Raw genomic sequence first — 15,627 nt, 5'->3', positions numbered from 1 at the left:
ACACACTGAGGTTCTCCCATGAATGTGAGTGTATTTGGTATCGGTTATGTGGGACTTGTACAAGGCGCAGCGCTGGCCGAGGTGGGTCACAACGTCCTCTGCGTCGACGTCGACGCCAACAAGGTCCTGGCGTTAAAGGAAGGCATTCTGCCCATTTATGAGCCGGGTCTGGAGAATCTGGTTCGAGACAATCATAAAAGCGGGCGTTTGCAGTTCAGTACTGACCTGGTCAGTGCCGTGCATCACGGCGATGTGCAGTTGATAGCCGTGGGTACACCGCCCGACGAAGATGGCTCGGCCGATCTGCAATACGTATTGAGCGTGGCGCGAACCATCGGCCAGCACATGCAGCGCCATCAAACCATCGTCGATAAATCCACTGTCCCGGTGGGCACTGGCGACCTGGTGCGCGAGTGCATCGCTCAGGCGCTGAGCGAGAGCGATCGCAGCGAGCTGACTTTCGATGTGGTTTCCAACCCGGAGTTTCTCAAGGAAGGCTGCGCGGTCGAGGACTGCATGCGCCCCGACCGCATCATCATCGGCACCAACAGCCAGCGCGCCGAAGACGTGATGCGCGAACTGTACGAGCCATTCAATCGCAATCGCGAAAAAATCATCGTCATGGACGTTCGCAGCGCCGAGCTGACCAAGTACGCCGCCAACTGCATGCTGGCGACCAAGATCAGCTTCATGAACGAAATGGCCAACCTTGCCGAAAAAGTCGGCGCCGATATCGAGATGGTTCGCCACGGCATCGGGTCGGACCCGCGCATCGGGTATCAATTCATCTACCCCGGTGTCGGTTACGGCGGCTCATGCTTTCCCAAGGACGTGCAGGCGTTGATTCATACCGCCAACAGCCTGGACTTCGATGCGCGAGTGCTCAAGGCCGTCGAGTCGCGCAACAACGAGCAGAAAACCACGCTGTTCAAGAAGATTTTCGATCACTTCAACGGCTCGCTCCAGGGCAAGACCTTCGCCCTGTGGGGCTTGAGCTTCAAACCCAACACCGACGACATGCGCGAGGCCCCCAGCCGCGTATTGATGGAAGCGCTATGGCGCGCCGGGGCGAGTATCCAGGCGTTCGACCCCAAAGCCATGGAGGAAGCCCAGCGTCTGTATGGTGCTCGCGATGACCTGGCACTGGCCGGTACCAAGGAAGCGGCGCTGAAAAACGCCGACGCGCTGGTCATTGTCACTGAATGGCAGGCCTTCCGTGCGCCGGACTTCGAACTGCTTGCGCGGCAACTCAAGCAACCGCTGATTTTTGACGGGCGCAACCTGTTCGATCCGCAGCGTTTGGGCAAGCGCGGCTTCACCTACGTGTCCGTGGGCCGCCAACCCCAACAAGCCATGGCGCAAGGAGTCGCGCCATGATCCGGCTCGAGTTGATGGGCCAGTACTCGCCAGCCTTGCTGGAATCCAACAAGGCGTTCTCATTCATCAACTTCGCCTCGATCGGCAGCTTCATCCAGCAACCGCCCGATGCGCTCGCCTATTTTTGCGACGGCATGCTGATGTCGAGCTTCATGTCGAAAGTGACCGGGAGAAACATCGACCGGGTCAGTTTCGACTTCACGTCCATCGCCGACCCGGTGTTCAGCGATGCCGAAAAACAAGGCAAGCGGGTGTACATCGTCGGGGCCACGCAAAACGAACTGGAAATGTTCATCCGCAAATTGCGGGTGCGTTATCCACGACTGGCGATTGCCGGTTATCACAACGGTTATTTCGATGCCACGCAGGCGGCGGCGATCAAGGCGGACATTTGCCTCGGCCGATCCAACATCCTGATCGTGGGCATGGGCGCCGGGTTGCAAGAGAACTTCGTCCTCGGCGCACTGGATTCAGGCTTCACCGGAGTGGCCTTTACCTGTGGCGGTTTCATCCGCCAGGAAGCCATGGCCAACGGCTTTTACTACCCCGAAATGATCAATCGCCTGCACCTGCGGGCGTTCTATCGCATGTATCGCGAGCCACACACCATCAAGCGTTACCTGCTCGACTACCCGAGCAATTTCATACAGCTGGCGGCAATGATTCTTCGCCACAAAGTCGCGATCAACATTACTGCGCCCTGAGCGCCGGGGACATGACCATGCACATTCTTTTCACGCTCAAGGATTTCAAGACCGGCGGCGGTGTCGAGCGCGTCCAGCAACGGCTGGCCAGCGAGTTTCTCAAGGATGGGCGACGCGTGAGCTTTTTCGTCATGAACGGCGAAACGCCCGATGTCGACGGGGCGAACGTCCTCGACGGCGGCGGCAGCGGCCTGTTCGGCCTGTTCAAATCCATCGTGCTGCTACGCCGCAGCATTCGTCGAGAGGGCGTGACGCACCTGATTGGTGCCAAGGAACAAGCCAACCTCTGCACCTGGTTTGCGACCCTCGGCAGCCGCTGCCAGGTCATTTATACCCGGCATACGTCACTGGACTGTTCGGAACAAAAGACCGGCGTCCATAGCCTGCGTTTGCTCTATGCGCTGTACCTCTGTGGCAGCGGCAAAGTGGTGACGGTGTCCCATGGATTGCGCCAAACCCTTGTCGACCTGATGCCGTGGGGGCGCAAGCGAATCACCTACTGCCCCAATGCCGTGGTGACCGAGCAACTGCACAACGCCTCCCGCGCGCCCTTGCCGCAAGACATTCCGAGTGAATACTGGATCAGCGTCGGCCGACTGGTGGACCTCAAGGGATTTCATATCCTGCTCGACGCCTACGCCCTGGCACTGCGCGAAGGCAACCTGCCCTACCTGGTGATCGCCGGTGATGGGCCTCGCCGTGAAGCCCTGATCGCACAGGCACAGCGGTTGGGCATCGAGCGCCGCGTGCACTTTGTCGGCCACTTGAGCAATCCGTACCCGCTGATCCGCCATGCGCGACTTTTAATCCTGAGCTCACTGCATGAAGGCTTGCCGACAGTGTTGATCGAAGCGCTTGCGCTTGGCACGCCGGTGCTGTCCGCAGATTGCCCCAGCGGGCCCAGGGAGTTACTGGACAACGGACGTCTGGGGCAACTGGTGAAGGTCGATGATGTGCCGGCACTGGCGCTGGGTATGCGGCAAAGCCTGAAGCTCAAGGAACACACGAAAGTCTGCGCCGACGCCGTCCGCCCGTACACCAGTCGGCAAGCCGCGCAGGCGTATTACCAGGTGTGGGACCAATGAAACGTTTACTGATCATCCTCCACGACCTCAACGCCGGTGGCGCCGAGAAGATGATGGCGCGGCTTGCCGGTGCGCTGGTCGACGCCGGTAACGATGTGACGCTGCTGATGCTGACGGGGGGCGGTGTCAACATCGCGCTGCTCGACCCACGGGTCAAACAGGTCGAACTGAACAGTTCACGCAGCGCCAATGCGGTGCCGGCATTGGCGCAGTACCTTCGGCAAAACCGCTTCGACGCCCTGTTGGCCGCCCTCACCCACGTCAACGTGGTGGCGATTGCCGCCGCTGTGTTGTCCGGGACCCTGGCGCGGTTGCACGTCAGTGAGCGCAATGCGTTTTCCCGGGACAAGCACGTCAACCCGTCGTTGCGCGTGCGTTTGGCTTATCTGCTGGCGCCGCTGTTGTACCGGCTCATTCCCAACCCGGTGATTTGCGTTTCCCAAGGCGTGGCTCAAGACCTGGTCGAGACCACAATTGCCCGTCGCCAGGACGTCACCATTGCCGACAATCCAGTGCTGGACAACGACTTTCGCGAAAAGACACCGAGCTGTCCGACCCATCCATGGCTGCTGGAAAAAACCGCCCCGGTAATTGTCGCCTTGGGGCGCCTGGCTGACCAGAAGGGTTTTGACACCCTGATCGACGCCTTCGCCCGCTTACCGGACCGCTCTACGCGACTGATCATTTTTGGCGAAGGCAGCCTCAGGTCCGCGTTACTGGAGCAAGCCGCCCGCCTCGGGGTTGCCGAGCGCTTCGACTTGCCGGGTTACGCCAGCGACCCCTTGGCCCAAGTGGCCGCCGCCGATTGTTTTGTCCTGTCGTCACGCTTCGAGGGCAGCCCCAATGCCCTGGTCGAAGCGCTGTCCACGGGCACCCCGGTAGTGGCCACCGACTGCCCTTATGGCCCGCAAGAGATTCTCGGCGACGGTGCGGTGGCCCCATTGGTCGACGTCGACGATCCCGAGGCACTGGCCCTGGTCATCACGGCGGAACTGACCCTGCCCAGGGATCGCTATCGCCAGATCCGCATCGACGCCGCCGCCCGCTACATGAGCGGGCGCGCCGTACAGACGTACCTCGCCGCGTTACTCGGGAGTCAATCGTCATGAGCCAGTTGCACGTCAGGTATTCGACACTGCGCGACGCCTTCACGCTGTTCGGTGTGCTGTTCTACTTCCAGTTGATTTCGTTTTTCCTCGGCCTGGGCAATGTAGCGAGCATCGGCGATGTCGATAAAGACCTGGAAGGCAACGCGATCAATCAGGTCTGCGGTCTGATCACCTTGCTGGTGCCATTGTTCCTGTTTATTCGCCACAAGGTGTTCCTCAGCAAAACCTTTTATCGCGGCAATTTCTTTTTGTTGGTGTTCCTGTTCTGCGTGGCGGCATCGATCGGTTGGTCTTCAGACCCGATGCTGAGCTTCAAGCGCTTTATTGCGTTGCTCAGTGTGGTGTTCTTCGCCGGGTTCATTGCGTACAACTACAGTGTCGAGAAAATCGCCTTCATGCTCGGTTGCATCATCGGTGCCGCCGCATTGATGGGGCTGATATTCGCCCTGATCAGGCCCGACATAGCGTTCATTGCCGGCGGGATTCGCGACGGCGCCTTCAAAGGCATTTTTCCCGAAAAAAACGGCGGTGCCCGGCTCAATGCGATCGGCATCCTCTTGCTGTTGCCGATGATTCGCCAGCGCAACCCATTGGCGATGGCCTATGCGCTGTTCTCGCTGATCGCCATCGGGCTGGCGCAGTCCGCTACGGCGATTGCCTTGATCGTCAGCGGCGCGGCGAGCTACTGGTATTTCCTGACCCTGGTGCGATTGCGGGTCAACCGTTCGCTGCTGGCGTTCTTCGCTGCCACGGCGGTCTACGTGCTGATATGCCTGTTCCTGTACGGCAACTATACGTTGCTGCTCGAACTGCTCGGGCGTGATCCCTCGCTGACCGACCGCACGCTGATCTGGGAACTGCTGACGCCATTCATCGATGAACGCTTGCTCAAGGGTTACGGTTTCGGGGCGTTCTGGGCCAGCGCCGATGCCGACATCTTCATCAAGCGCTGGGGCTACATCGGCAACGCCCACAGCGGTTATCTGGAAACCCTGCTCAACGGTGGCCTGATCCAGCTGACGGCGCTGATCCTGATGCTGGCCCAGGCCATGGTCAAACAGTACCGGGCGATCACGTCCGCCCAGTCGGCACAGGTTCGCGCCTGTGCGCTGGTGATCGTCGGCCTGTTCATCGTCACCAACTACGTGGCGTATGTGATCCCCAACTATCGCAGCGCCGAGTTTCTGGTGTTCTGCACGCTGGCCCTGTCCTTTCGACACCATCGCGCACCGCGCCCCGAGCGCTCACCCACAGCCGTGCAAAACCGCTCCCCCGGCAGGGCAATCCCGCGTAATCCGGCCCAAGCGTATCACAAGGAGAAAACCCCATGGTAAATCAAGCCCCCCCATCAACCAGCACAGTGTGCGTGCTGATTCCGATGTACAACGGCGCCGACAGCATCGAACAGACGCTGGGATCCTTGAGCCAGCAAACCCGTTTGCCCGATCACGTCATCGTGATCGACGATGGCTCGACCGATGACGGGCCGCAACGGGTCAGCAACTTTGCCGCACCGTTTCGCCTGACGCTGTTGCATCAGGCCAACGAAGGTCAGGCCAGCGCCCGCAACACAGGGTTGAAACACACGGAAGAAACCTTTGTGGCGTTTCTCGATGCCGATGACCGATGGCATCCGCAGAAACTGGAAAAACAACTGGCACTGTACGAAGACCTGCTTCGCCAGGGACACCCGGTGGGGTTGGTCGATTGCAACGTGTTGGTCGAGTACAGCGACGGCAGACGTCACCAGGAAGGTCGATACAAGAACGGTCGACACTTCTACGACTTCATCCATGCCAATGTCGTCAACGGCGTGTCGGCTGTGCTGATCAAGCGAGACGTGATCACTCGGCTCGGCGGTTTCGACGCCAGTCTGCGCTATTCCGAAGACCGCATGATGTGGGCCAGGATCGCCGAACACTGGGAAATCCACACGGTCCCCGAAATGCTGATGAGTCGCACGGTCAACGGCGGCAACATCACCGCCCAGCCGCTGAAGTACTACTCGCACAAGATCCGGTTCATCGATTTGTACCTCGCCCGCTACAGCGATGTGCTGAGTAAACAACAACGGATCGATTTTGTGCTGGGTAACCTCGCCGAGTTTCTCCGGTCGTTTTCGCGCAGCGCCGAATATGGGCAGGTGATCAACGTTTACCGGCGAATGTTCGAGTACTCCTGGCAGGCGCTGGTATTCGCCCAGGGCAAACCAACCTTGCGATACCTCAACGCCCGCATCCGCAGCCTGGGCAAACCCTCCACCGAATCGACTACTGCTCACTGAACCCGGTGCCCGCCATGGCCAATCATCGTCTGGTGACATTGATCTGGATCTTCACCGAGAAATTCGGTCTGATCTTCCTGTCGATGATCACGTTTGTCGTCTTCGCCAGGTTGCTGACTCCCACGGAACTGGGGATCGGCACGGTGATCATCGCGATCGTCGAGATCGTTGGCATGCTCTACTCGTCGGTGCTGGAGGATCCGCTGGTACGGATGGAGCGCCTGGAGGCGAAGCATATCAGTACGACATTCTGGTTCGCCGTGCTGATCAGCCTGGCGTCCATTGTCGTAATCTCCCTCGCCGCCGTGTTGTATACGCCGTCACCGGCGTTGCAATGGATGACGGCGGTGGCCTCGGTAAAGATCCTCTTCACCATGATGGCCCGGGTATATGTCGTGGAGATGCGGCGCACCAGCAACTTCAAGAGGCTGGCCTCGCGCACGCTGCTGGGGAAAATTGCCGGGGGCGTCGGCGGGATCGGTGTCGCGCTCCTGGGGTATGGCCCGTGGGCGGTCATCGCGCAGGCGTTGATCATGGATTTTGTCTGCGTGGTCGTACTGATGCTCGCAGACCGGCGCCGCATTGCCTTTTGCATTGACGGCCCGATCCTGCGAGAACTGCTCAAGTCCGGGACACCAGTGGCGATCAACGTGCTCAGCTCGCAAACCCTGCAGCGCGGGGTCAACGTGGTACTCGGCATGACGGCCGGCGCCCATGCGGTCGGCATGTTCAATCTGGCCATGCGCATCATCGACTTGCCGCGCACAGCGATCTACAACGGCCTGATGAGTTATGCGCTGCCGGTGTTCGCCCGTCGCATTGGCGATCCACCGCGACTGATCGGCATGATCAGTGATTCGACGGCGATCAGTGGGTTTCTGCTGACGCCGTTTTTCCTCGGAATTGCGTTGACGGCCGAAGACATCATCCTGCTGATTTTCGGCGCCAAGTGGGCTGCTGCCGTACCCCTGCTGCAAGTGCTGGCCGGCACTGCCGCACTCGGCAACCTCGCCATGTATGCGACCACGGCGTTGGTCGCGGTCAACCATACCCGCGTCACCCTCAAGGCCGAAGTGATCACCACCCTGCTCGCCCTCGCGCTGGTGTACGCCATGGGCCCTGTCTACGGCGGCATGGGCGCAGCGTTGGCCTTGCTGGTGCGCATGCTGATCATCACGCCCCTGCAGGTCCGAGGCCTGAACACTGCGATCGGTTACGGCTGGGATGCGTTTTTCGAATCCAGCTATCGCAGCGTGATCGCCTCGCTGGTCATGGCCACCGCTGTGTTGTTTGCGTCTTCGCATCTGGCCTTGCAGGGCTACCTGCACCTGGTGGGCAACATCGCCATCGGTGCCGTCACCTATGCGATGGCCTACAGCGTGCTGCATCCGCGCTGGCCCCAGGAATTCAAGTTGGTTTTCACCGCTCGCTGACCCTGACTTCTTGAAACAGGAACGACCGCCATGCAAAAAACCACGCTGATCACGGGTGGGGCCGGTTACATCGGTTCCCACACCGTCCTGACCCTCATCGACGCCGGCCATCAGGTTCTGGTGCTGGATAACCTTTGCAACAGCTGTCACGAGTCTATCGAGCGCCTGGAGCACCTGGCCCATACGTCGATCGAATTCATCGAAGGCGATATTCGCGACACGCCGTTGCTGGAGGAAATTTTCAGCCGCTACGACATTGATGCCGTGGTGCATTTTGCCGGCCTCAAATCTGTGGCCAACAGCGTGCAGCAACCCCTGGATTACTACGCCAACAACGTCGTCGGCACGCTCAACCTGTGCCAGGTGATGGCGCGGTACAACGTGTTCAAACTGGTGTTCAGCTCCTCGGCAACGGTGTACGGCGAGCCTTCGCAGATTCCGATTTTCGAAGACCTGGGCACAGGTGAACCGGCCAGTCCTTATGGCCGCTCCAAGCTCATGATCGAACAGTTGTTGAGCGATCTCGCACGGTCAGAACCGCGCTGGAGCATCGCGTTGCTGCGTTATTTCAACCCGATAGGCGCTCACGAAAGCGGATTGATTGGCGAGGATCCGACCGGCAAGCCGAACAATCTGCTGCCCTGTGTGACCCAAGTGGCGATCGGACGCATTCCCGAGCTGACGGTATTCGGCAACGACTACCCCACCGTCGACGGCACGTGCGTGCGTGACTATATCCACGTGGTCGACCTGGCCGAGGGGCATCTCAAGGCATTGCACCTCTTGCAGGGCGATCCCGGCATTCATGTCTGGAACCTCGGCACGGGGATCGGGTACAGCGTCCTGCAGATCATTCGCAGTTTCGAGGATGTCACCGGGATCAGCGTGCCTTACCACATCGCCCCGCGCCGTGCCGGCGACATTGCCCAATGCTGGGCTGATGCGAGCAAGGCCCGGCGGGAACTGGGCTGGTGCGCCCGGCGCAACCTGCCGCAGATGATCCTCGACAGCTGGCGCTGGCAATCGAGCAACCCGTATGGCTATCGCCACACATCGCAGCCCATGGCCAAAGTCGCCATCCGGTGACGGGCTGCTCGACTCTCCATTGCCGGCAAGGAAATTCTCATGATCAGGGACTGTTTACTGGGTGTTCTGCTGCTCGCAATGGCGGGTTCGGCGTGGGCGGCAACTGCTCGCCCGACCGCCGAAGGCCTGGTGCTCTGGCTTGATGGCGCCGACGCGACAAAAATGACGCTTAACAGCCAGAACCGGGTGCTGCGTTGGCGCGACAAATCGGGCAAAGCCAACGATCCCAGCCTAGATGACCCGGCAGCCCAATCCCTGCCGCTGCGTGTCGACAACGCCTTGAATGGTAATGCCGTGGTGCGCTTCGATGGCACTTCAGCCTTTCTGGGCAAAGCGATCCGCACGGCCAAAGGGCCGGTGAGTGTGTTTTTGGTGTACCGCCGGTTGCCCGAACAGGCCGGTGGCGATACCTGGCAACGGGTGTTCAGTTCGCGTCCGGTACTGGCCGATAACGATAACGTGCCGCCGAATTTCGCCATCAGCCTGGAGCAAATCACTGCGCTGGAGCCGACGCTATCGTTTCTCGAGCTCAGCGATGTACCCATCGGCCCATACGCGGTCGCACGCAATGTTGTAGGCACCACTGAAATCTTTCGCGGTGACATCGCTGAAGTGTTGATCTATGACCGCCCCTTGGTGACGCAACAGGAGCGTCAGGGCGTGTTCGAATACCTGGCTAACAAATGGTCGGTGAGCATTCCCAAACAAGCCGACACCTGGACCCGGGTCGGCCCGCTGGGCAGCGTGCCGCAACGCACACATCCCGACCTGCCATTGTCGGACCAGGCCAATGCCGGGCGCTGGGTACTCGACCCGCAACTGTCCGATGACTTCAATGGCAGCCGTCTTGATGAGGATCGCTGGCATGTCAACAATGCCATTGGCAACGAGTCCCTGGGGCGCAAGCCGGCGTTGTTCATGCGCGAGAATGCAACGGTCGGCAACGGCAATCTCAACATCGTTTTTCGCAAGCAGACTTTGCCGGAAAAGTACGTGCGTCTGGGGTTCAAGGACTACTCCTCGGCGATGGTGCGCACCAACGAGCGCGGCTTCTACGGCTATTACGAATCCCGCGCCAAACCGATGGCATCGGCAGGCTCCAGCGCATTCTGGCTGGCATGGACCGGCCTGGAGGACAACGCTACTGAAATCGATATCTTCGAGATCACCGGCAATACCAAAAGACCCGGTATCGACCGGACGTACAACATGAACGGCCACATCTGGGCCACACCGCAAAGCAAAGAGCACGTAGCCAATGGCAGCACCTGGGTCGCGCCCTGGCGATTGGCGAGCACTTTCCATGTGTACGGATTTGACTGGCAGCCGGACACCCTGCGCTGGTACGTCGACGGTGTGTTGGTCCGTGAGTCGAAAAACACTCACTGGCATTTCCCGATGCAGATTGTCTTTGACAGCGAGGCGTTCTGGGAATGGTTTGGCGTAGTGGACGACGCCGACCTGCCTTCCACGTTCAGAGTCGACTACATCAAGGTCTGGCACCGAAACCCTTGAGGCACGTCAGACTTTGACTGAATGGCCACTATTGCCTACGCAGCCCGGCCTGTGCGCTCTAACTCACTGCGCCACCGCGCAGGCGCCATCGGCTGCACGCAGTTTGCGGGTGCTCGACAGTCGCATCGAAAACCGTGATCAGCTTCTGATGTCCCACGGCGCCGCCGGGCAATTCACCTTGGGCAACCGCAGCACCTGCGACAACGCCAACCCGCACCCGCTCAAGCGTGCCGCGGGTTAGCTGCCGAAAAACTCCGGGCCGCTCTTGAAGCCAATGGCCAGGAACACCGCTATTTCCGGGTCGGTCCGCAAGCGCGGAGCATAAACTCAAGCATGATGCGGATTCCCTTTCAATGACGGTCAAAGATCCTTGGGTTCTTGTGCGGGGGCCGTATACCACTTGTTCTGGGGCACCCACTTCTCCTGTTGCGGATCGCCCAGGTAGTGCGGCGACATGATCTGTACGCCGTACTCGTTGAACACGTCCTGGATGTTGGCATGGAGCATGCTGAGTAGCACCGCGCGCGGTCGTGGCTGGCTTGGAATGGCCTGGGCCACCAGGCGGTATTCCGGGTAGAAATCCGACAATGCCGTTTGAAACACTTGCGCCGGCGGTGTTTCGAGAATGCCGGGCGTGCGCCTGGCGGCTTCCAGCAACATCCCTTCCACTTGCCGCCAAGGGGTGTCGTAACCGATGGTGACCACGGTGTCGACCACATAACCGGGGCCTTGCACCACTCGTGAATAGTTCTTGGTGACCGTGCCGGTGATCATCGAGTTGGGCAGGGTCAAGACCTCGCCCAGACCGGTGCGAATGGTGGTGGTGAACATGCCCAATTCGGTGACCGTCCCTTCGTGGTCGCCGATGCGCACGAACTCACCGGGGCGCAAGGTGCGGGTGTACGTGAGGATGAGCCCGGCAGCGGCCTGCCCGACCACGCTCGACGCACCCAGCGAGATCATCAAGCCGACCAGCACCGACAAGCCTTTGAATGCATCGGTCCCCGCGCCCGGCAGATAGGGATAGGCCATGGCCAAGGCAAAAAGCCAGATCGCCAGCGACGTCAGGCGTTGGGTCGGCTGCAGGGTTTCATGGTTGAGCCAGCTGAAGGTGCCGGGCATAGCCATGCGACGCACGATCCGGCGCATGAACGCCGTAGCGCCGCGGGCGATGAAAAAGATCGCCAATGCCACGCCCAGGCCGGGTATCGCGCCGAGGATGCCTTGGAGTAAATAATCACCGACTTCCAGCAGATAGTTGTTGAGGCTTTCGCCCCACGGACGGGTATAGGGGAAACGCGACAGCACAAACCCCAGCCATTCATACGTCAGTAACACCACGATGACCCAGCGCAGAAACTCAAGCAGACGGCTGACCAGCGGAAAAAGAAACTTGGAGTCGAACAACGGCACCCGCCCGACCTTGATCGCTTGCGTGTGCTTGTGCATCAGTTCGGGCAGTCGCTTGAGCAACCGTCGGCGCAGAAACACCATGCACAACAGAAGCCCGAGGTAGACGCCCGTGGCGAGCAATGCCGCCGCCACCGACCGAAGGATCAACCGCAGGCTGCGGCCCTCCTGGACTTCGCCGACGACCTGACGAAGTTTTTCCGCCGCCGCTTCGGCCGCCTGTTGGGCCGATTCGTACTGGGTTTCATCGAAATCCTTGGGCGACACGATAAAGGCACGACGGCTCCCCAACAGCACCATGTAGCTTTTCAGCACAGGATCGACGGTGACACGCAGGTCATCCGCTTCATCCAGGGCTTCGCCGATAACCCCTTTGGCCCGTTTGACCCGCGAGGCCGGTGCTTCGCCAAGAATCGTCGCATGGAACACCATGATGCTGCGGTTGGCGATTTTCAGTTCAGCAGGCGCATCGATTACTTTCGGTGATTCATCGGCCCATGACAGCGCTGACCAGAACAGACCGAACACAGTCAACAATACAGCGAGCACCCCGCTCCGCATCGGTCAGTTCCTTACTTCACAAAATTCAGCTCGAAGGTTTGTATCGCAGCGTAGTTCAGCGATGAACGGTTGTCAGATTTCGCAGAAGACGGACTGGGAGAGAACGCAACGCTTTGTTCACCTCTAATTAGCCACGAGCACGGGCTCGTATAATTCGCAGGACGTGGAAAATCCAAAGATTGAACGAATTGATCAAGGGTGCGACCAGTGGATTTCGCCCTTTAGTTCCATCTAAAACAGCTCTGCACGACTGGCGGACATGGGTAAACCGCACACACCGTGCGCTTTGTTTAAGGAGCAAACAGACAACTTTTACGGGACTGTAGGACTCAAAGAAGAACCCTCCATGCATCGAACACGGGAAGTCAGTCGATGACCGAACACATCGTGCATTTTCACTGCCAGATCGATCAGGCAACGACCGAGCGCTTCAGGGACTGTTGTCTTGAAGCCATTGATCAAGGCGCAACGTCGCTGCTCTTGAATCTGTCCACCAGCGGTGGCAGCACCAACTTCGGGTTCACGCTTTATACCTTTCTCAAATCATTGCCGGTACCGTTATGCGCGATCAATACCGGCAACATAGAGTCGATGGGCATCATCATGTTTCTGGCGGCGGGCTTGCGCATCACTTCGCCGCATTCGCGCTTCTTGATTCACCCGATGAACTGGTACTTCAGCCAGAAATCGGTCGATCATCAACGGCTGCGCGAATACCTGTCGAGCCTGGACAACGACCTCGCGCGCTACGTGCAAATCTTCACCCTCGAAACCGCTGATGCAGCGACCAAACTCGACATTTTCCATTGCCTCTCGGCCGAGGAGAAAGTCATCGCCGCCCACGAATCCCTGGCCTACGGCATTGCCCACGAAATGAAGCAGATGGTATTCCCTGACGATGTCAAACACTGGAAAGTCAGTGGCAGTTGATGACACTGCGCTTTGGTCAAACATCCACAGGCAATGAATTTTTAGGTCAAACAGGAAGGTTTGGGCATTCCTGCTATGGTGCAATCACCGTTCATTGACGCAGGTCTGAACTCTGAACGGTCATATCCTGATAATGGTTCCCCCCGAATTTCCAGGCAGACGTTCGATGACCTCCCAGCTCTTTCAAGTTCACGGCTTAGTGAGTTTTACCCTTGCGATTCTCTTGCTTTTCCTGGGTAAAACCCTCGTACAGCACAACACTTTTCTGCGTCAGTACTGTATTCCTGAATCGGTCGTGGGCGGGTTTGTCTGTGCGGCGGTAACGACCCTCCTGTATTTCGGCCTGAATGTTCAGATCGAATTCGATTTGCAGGTTCGCGATACGTTACTGCTCTACTTCTTTGCCGGCATTGGCTTGAAATCGGACATGCGTCAACTCATCAAGGGCGGGCGTCCGCTGCTGATTCTACTGTTGCTCGCCAGCGTGTTCATCGTTGTGCAAAACGCGCTGGGCATGGGTGTGGCCCAAGCCTTTGGGTTCGATCCCAAGGCGGGTTTGATGGTGGGCTCGATTTCCCTCACGGGTGGGGTCGGCACTACCCTGGCCTGGGCACCGATTTTCGTCGAAAAGCTGGGAATCAGTAATGCCCACGAACTGGGGATCGCCAGCAATACGGTCGGCCTGATTGCCGCCTGCGTGATCGGTGGCCCAATCGCCAACCAGTTGATACGCCGTTATCGTCTGACGCCTTCCGGAGATGCGGCGCTGGAAGTCGGCATTCTCGAGCAACAACCGAGCAAGGGTCTGGACTACTACGACGTACTCTGGGCCTGGATGTGGCTGAACCTGACGCTGATGCTCGGCTATGGACTCAACCTGCTGTTGGTCGATGCCGGCATTACCTTGCCAAAATTTGTCAGTTGCCTCTTCGCGGGCATCGTCATTCACCACATCGTACTGGCAGTGCTGGGTGATCAGCGGCTGAAATCCTGGAGTGGCGCCAGCCTGGGCCTGTCACTGATCTCCGATATCTGCCTGGGCATGTTCTTGACCATGGCCCTGATGGGGCTTCAGTTATGGCAACTCAGCGGCGCGTTGATGTTCATTCTGTGCGCCTTGACCCTGCAGATTCTGTTGACGGTCCTCTACACCTATTTTGTGGTCTTCCGCTTTATGGGTCGCGATTACGAAGCCAGCGTTATTGCTTCCGGGTTCGGGGGCATTACCCTAGGTTCCACGGCAACGGCCATCGTCAACATGACGACTGTGACGCAGAAGTACGGTGCGGCCCACCAGGCCTTCCTGATCGTGCCGTTGGTATGCGGCTTTTTCATCGACCTGGTCAACGCGGTGATCATCGGCATGTTCAGTGGTCTTTAGCCCCGGTATTGTTGACCTGTAGGAGCCGGCTTGCTGGCGAACCGGGCTATGCGGTGTGTCAGGCTGGACGCCTTCGCTGGCAAGCCAGCTCCTGCAAAGTATGCAGCAGACCTCGATCCTGTAGGAGCCGGCTTGCTGGCGAATCGGGCTATGCGGTGTGTCAGGCTGGACGCCTTCGCTGGCAAGCCAGCTCCTGCAAAGTATGCGGCAGACCTCGATTGCGTAGGAGCCGGCTTGCTGGCGAAGGCGTCATCACGCCCGGCCTTGCAACCCCCCTGAACAAAAAGGCCACTCGATCGAGTGGCTTTTTTTTGTTATTCAATCGCTCGTCTAGGCCAGCTTGATCGTTCCGCCCTGGATCTCATCCCGCGCCATTCGCAAGTCATTGGCGTCCTGATGCAACTGGTGAATCAGGTTGAGCAACCGTTGACGCAGCACTTCGTCCTTGAGTTGCTCAGCTGCGCGCATCACATCGAGCGCCGCGGCCTCATTATTGGAGGCGACGGAGTCGAGCAATTTACGCATGCTTCTTGATGGCCGGTTCATCTCTGGTTTGCCCTCGCTTTTTGATGAGGGGGATCATAGGGGTTGAATGTTTCTCCTATGTTTCAGATGGATAAGAACCACACCGGGCGGGATGCGCCAGACGGGAAAATGGCGGAAGGCAGCCGGAGTCGAACCTGCCCGGGAACGGACGCCGTCCCCAACCGGGTTTGAAGCCCGGCCGCGCCACCGGGCGCGATTGCCTTCCT

Annotated in this window: 14 protein-coding genes and 1 tRNA gene; 12 read left to right on the top strand and 3 right to left on the bottom strand. The window is 59.0% G+C overall.

Going from position 1 to position 15,627, the window contains the following annotated elements:
• The first annotated feature begins 18 nt into the window (after window positions 1–18).
• Genes QMK58_RS15000 through QMK58_RS14955 form a run of 10 tightly spaced genes read left to right on the top strand, consistent with a single transcriptional unit; the run spans window position 19 to window position 10,834 of the window.
• The gene (locus QMK58_RS15000) at window positions 19–1,377 is read left to right on the top strand and encodes a UDP-glucose dehydrogenase family protein (RefSeq protein WP_053160212.1); all 1,359 of its coding nucleotides are present in this window, start codon (window positions 19–21) and stop codon (window positions 1,375–1,377) included.
• A complete protein-coding gene (locus tag QMK58_RS14995; RefSeq protein WP_053160210.1) occupies window positions 1,374–2,081 on the top strand; it encodes a WecB/TagA/CpsF family glycosyltransferase in 708 nt (235 codons plus the stop codon). The genes QMK58_RS15000 and QMK58_RS14995 overlap by 4 nt, the downstream gene beginning before the upstream one ends.
• A gap of 17 nt (window positions 2,082–2,098) precedes the next feature.
• Entirely contained in the window at window positions 2,099–3,166 is a 1,068-nt protein-coding gene (locus tag QMK58_RS14990) for a glycosyltransferase (RefSeq protein ID WP_053160422.1), read from the top strand.
• Window positions 3,163–4,275 (top strand): glycosyltransferase, encoded by a 1,113-nt coding sequence (locus QMK58_RS14985; RefSeq protein WP_320394907.1) that lies wholly within the window; start codon window positions 3,163–3,165, stop codon window positions 4,273–4,275. Before QMK58_RS14990 ends, QMK58_RS14985 begins: the two co-directional genes overlap by 4 nt.
• Entirely contained in the window at window positions 4,272–5,609 is a 1,338-nt protein-coding gene (locus QMK58_RS14980) for an O-antigen ligase family protein (protein ID WP_320394906.1), read from the top strand. The genes QMK58_RS14985 and QMK58_RS14980 overlap by 4 nt, the downstream gene beginning before the upstream one ends.
• The gene (locus QMK58_RS14975; RefSeq protein WP_053160203.1) at window positions 5,603–6,559 is read left to right on the top strand and encodes a glycosyltransferase family 2 protein; all 957 of its coding nucleotides are present in this window, start codon (window positions 5,603–5,605) and stop codon (window positions 6,557–6,559) included. The genes QMK58_RS14980 and QMK58_RS14975 overlap by 7 nt, the downstream gene beginning before the upstream one ends.
• A 14-nt stretch (window positions 6,560–6,573) precedes the next feature.
• Complete coding sequence (locus tag QMK58_RS14970; protein WP_320394905.1) at window positions 6,574–7,992, top strand: oligosaccharide flippase family protein; 1,419 nt, start codon at window positions 6,574–6,576, stop codon at window positions 7,990–7,992.
• A 30-nt stretch (window positions 7,993–8,022) separates the two neighbouring features.
• The gene (galE, locus tag QMK58_RS14965) at window positions 8,023–9,078 is read left to right on the top strand and encodes a UDP-glucose 4-epimerase GalE (protein ID WP_053160200.1); all 1,056 of its coding nucleotides are present in this window, start codon (window positions 8,023–8,025) and stop codon (window positions 9,076–9,078) included.
• 39 nt (window positions 9,079–9,117) lie between these two features.
• Complete coding sequence (locus QMK58_RS14960; RefSeq protein ID WP_320394904.1) at window positions 9,118–10,593, top strand: family 16 glycosylhydrolase; 1,476 nt, start codon at window positions 9,118–9,120, stop codon at window positions 10,591–10,593.
• Between the two features lie 31 nt (window positions 10,594–10,624).
• The gene (locus QMK58_RS14955) at window positions 10,625–10,834 is read left to right on the top strand and encodes a hypothetical protein (RefSeq protein ID WP_320394903.1); all 210 of its coding nucleotides are present in this window, start codon (window positions 10,625–10,627) and stop codon (window positions 10,832–10,834) included.
• A gap of 119 nt (window positions 10,835–10,953) precedes the next feature.
• On the opposite strand, the gene QMK58_RS14950 is transcribed toward QMK58_RS14955, so the two are convergent.
• The gene (locus tag QMK58_RS14950) at window positions 10,954–12,564 is read right to left on the bottom strand and encodes a mechanosensitive ion channel family protein (protein ID WP_320394902.1); all 1,611 of its coding nucleotides are present in this window, start codon (window positions 12,562–12,564) and stop codon (window positions 10,954–10,956) included.
• Between the two features lie 372 nt (window positions 12,565–12,936).
• Between QMK58_RS14950 and QMK58_RS14945 the strand changes: the two genes are divergently transcribed.
• Complete coding sequence (locus QMK58_RS14945) at window positions 12,937–13,494, top strand: ATP-dependent Clp protease proteolytic subunit (RefSeq protein ID WP_053160195.1); 558 nt, start codon at window positions 12,937–12,939, stop codon at window positions 13,492–13,494.
• A 166-nt stretch (window positions 13,495–13,660) separates the two neighbouring features.
• The gene (gene gltS / locus QMK58_RS14940; RefSeq protein ID WP_320394901.1) at window positions 13,661–14,875 is read left to right on the top strand and encodes a sodium/glutamate symporter; all 1,215 of its coding nucleotides are present in this window, start codon (window positions 13,661–13,663) and stop codon (window positions 14,873–14,875) included.
• Window positions 14,876–15,205: 330 nt separating this feature from the next.
• Here gltS and QMK58_RS14935 read toward each other — a convergent pair whose 3' ends face one another.
• On the bottom strand, window positions 15,206–15,421 hold the full coding sequence (locus QMK58_RS14935) for a hypothetical protein (protein WP_053160191.1): 216 nt from the start codon (window positions 15,419–15,421) through the stop codon (window positions 15,206–15,208).
• A 109-nt stretch (window positions 15,422–15,530) separates the two neighbouring features.
• Window positions 15,531–15,626 (bottom strand) — tRNA-Sec (locus QMK58_RS14930).
• Window position 15,627 lies beyond the last annotated feature (1 nt).

Source organism: Pseudomonas sp. P8_241, assembly GCF_034008315.1.
GTDB lineage: Bacteria > Pseudomonadota > Gammaproteobacteria > Pseudomonadales > Pseudomonadaceae > Aquipseudomonas.
This window is presented reverse-complemented; position numbering and strand designations above follow the sequence as displayed.